The sequence below is a fragment of the Mycobacterium sp. genome (assembly GCF_039583785.1).
Lineage (GTDB): Bacteria > Actinomycetota > Actinomycetes > Mycobacteriales > Mycobacteriaceae > Mycobacterium.
In genome coordinates, this window is record NZ_JAVKSG010000163.1 from 1 (window position 1) to 2,733 (window position 2,733).

Genomic DNA, 2,733 nt, shown 5'->3' on the forward strand with positions numbered 1-2,733 from the left:
GCGTTGTGCCCAGGGTCGGGCCGAGTGGCCGCAGTTGGACGCATGCTGATCGCCAGCGCCACCAGCAGGGCCGCGGCACCCACCACGAAGATCGCTGCGACGGCGCTGGCCACCATGACCAGCCGCCTGCGGCCGCCGTCCAGCTGCGCCTCGGCGGCATCACTGTCGGTGGCACCGGCGTAGAGACCGGTCTCCAATTCGCTCTCGTCGGCGAATGCGGTGAAGGCGTCGTCATCGTCGTCGGAGACGGCGCTGTAGGCCAGCGCCTGCTCACCCGTCTTGCCGTCGGTCGCGACGTCGAAGTACCCGGGTGCAACGGCGTACGGGTTGATGTAGCCGGTGCCGGGGTCTTGGGCGTAGGCCAGCGCCTCAGTCGACGAGGTGAACAGTGGCGTGTTAGCTGATGCCAGTGCCGCGCCGCGGGCCAACGCGGTTTCGGGCTCTTCGGGTGCGCTGACGATCAGCCCGGTCGCGGCTTCCAACTGCGGCTTGAGCGAGGCGATGTCGACACCACCGGCGCCGACGAGGAACAGTCCGTCGGGCCGGGTACCCAGTGACTCCGCGCTCGACGCCAGCGCAGCCAGGTCGGCCAGAGAATCGCGGCCGGGCGTCAGCGGTTGGCGATGCACCTCGGTGATCGACCCGTCCGCGGTATCGACCACGGCCAGCGTCGCCGTCTCGGGCTCGACGAACAGCAATCCAGTCTTGGCGTAGCCGATCGAGCTGCCGACCACTTGCGCCAGTGCAGCGGCGGCCATGAAGGACGACACCAGCATCACGTTCTCGACTTTGCGCGCGGCCAGCGCGTCCCGCAGCGCCGCGGCGTCGGCGGGATCGGTCCAGGTCACACCTATCGAGCGCAGTTGGTAGCCGCTGTCGACGGCGCCTTCCTGAGTGCCGAGGATTGCCGACACCACCTGGTCTGCCGCATTGATCGTCGGCGCGTCGGCAGCGGCATTGACGTCGAAGCCGTCTTCCTCGACTGTCACGCCGTCGGCGTTTTCGCCCTCGACGAGAACCATGCGAACCGCAGCGGGTGCCATCGAGACACCAAGTACGGTGTCCACTATTCCTCCAAAGCTGCTCGCTCGCTGACCGGGTACGGAACGGCGCAGCTCGATCGCCCAGTTTTTGCTACTACGACGATACCGATCGGCCAGGCCTGGCGGTCACGGGCTGTTTCCCACCGCCCGGGTCAATCAGCGGCCGTGGCTCAGAAGCCTTTGCCCCAGCCGCCTTTGCCCCAGCCGCCTTTGCCCCAGCCGCCGTCACCATGGCCCCAGCCATCGTCGCCATGGCCCCAGCCGGGGCCCGGAGGCGGAGGTCCGCCGATCAAAGGCGGTAGGCCCGGAATCCCCGGCAGTAGCGGCGGGATTACTGGTGCTATCGGCATCGGAGCTGGCGGCGGGGCAAAGGCCGGCGGCCGCGGTGCCGGCGCGAAAGCGGGGGGTGGTGCTGGAGCGGGCACGGGCGCGTGAATCGGTGCCGGTGCGGCCGCGGGAGCAGGTGCCTGCGCCGGTGCATGCGCGGGAGCAGGCGCTGGCGGCGCCGCAGGCGGCGGCGCCGGAATCGGCCGCACCGGAGCCACCACGTTGTGACTGAGGCTGGGTCGGGTGTTGGCCGACGGCCGGATGCTGAACGCCAGCGAGATCACCAGCCCCATCACGCCGACGACAAAGATGATCAGCACACTCATTGCCACAAAAAACGGCCTACGGGATTCGTGTTCCTGTTCCTGTTCCTGTTCCATCCGGCCGAAATCGGGATACACGCCGGTCGCGAAGGCTTCGCCGTCGTTGACACCTTCATAGGCGTCTGGGCCCAGCTGGGTGTAGATCGCGGCCGAGTCGTCGGCCACGGCGCTGTACGCCAGCGCGTCTGCACCTGCGTCGGAGCTCTGGAACGCCGCTTCGGCGACGGCCAAGTATTCAGGTGAACCGACATGCCGGCCCACCAAGCCAGTGCCGGGGTCCAGCGCATAGGCCAGCGCGGCGGTCGAGGAAGCGAACAGGGGCGCGTTGGCCGAAGCCAGCGCCGCGCCCCGGGCCAGCGCCGTCTCGGGATGATCGGGCACGCTCAGCGGCAGTGACGTGGCGTCTTCCAGCGCCGGCCTGATCAACGGGATGTCCACCCCGGAACCCACCACCAGCAGACCGTCCGGCAGCTGGTCGAGATTTTCGGCCGCAGAAACCAGGTTGACCAGGGCGGCAACGGCTTGGTCGTCGTCGTCGGGGAGTTGCTCGCGTTTAACGTCGATGATCGAGCCATCGGTGGTGTTCACCACCGCCAGCGTCGCGGCATCGGGCTCGACATACAGCAGCGCGTTGCGCGCATAACCGTTTGCATTGCCCATCGACTGCGCAAGTGCGGCGGCAGCCAGGAACGACGAAACCAACATCACGTTCTCGATCTTGCGAGCAGCCAAGGCATCGCGGAGTTCTGCGGCAGCGCGCTGATCAGTCCATGTCACCCCGGTTGACCGCAGCTCATAGCCGGCCTCGCCGGCGCCCTCTCGGGTGCCAAGAATTGCCGCAACCACCTGGTCGGATGCACTGAAGGTTGCCGGATCTTCGTCACCGGTGACCGCGATGTTGTCCTCGTCCAAGGTCAACCCGTCGGCATTTTCTCCCTCAACCAGCACAATGCGGACCGTCGTGGGGGCCATCGATACCCCGAGTACGGTGTCCACAATTTCTCCCGCCATTTTGCTCGTTGTCCGCGAGCCGGTTGGGC

General features: G+C 67.4%; 2 protein-coding genes. Both read right to left on the reverse strand.

Features of this window, described 5'->3' with window-relative positions:
* On the reverse strand, window positions 1-1,022 hold a 1,022-nt coding region (locus ABDV69_RS20885; protein ID WP_343577706.1), incomplete at its 3' end, for a hypothetical protein.
* Window positions 1,023-1,213: 191 nt separating this feature from the next.
* Window positions 1,214-2,704 (reverse strand): hypothetical protein, encoded by a 1,491-nt coding sequence (locus tag ABDV69_RS20890; RefSeq protein ID WP_343577708.1) that lies wholly within the window; start codon window positions 2,702-2,704, stop codon window positions 1,214-1,216.
* Window positions 2,705-2,733 lie beyond the last annotated feature (29 nt).

Coding starts and splice junctions, on each gene's coding strand:
- ABDV69_RS20890 (WP_343577708.1), bottom strand. CDS start 2,704: ATGGCGGGAGAAATTGTGGACACCGTACTCGGGGTATCGATGGCCCCC.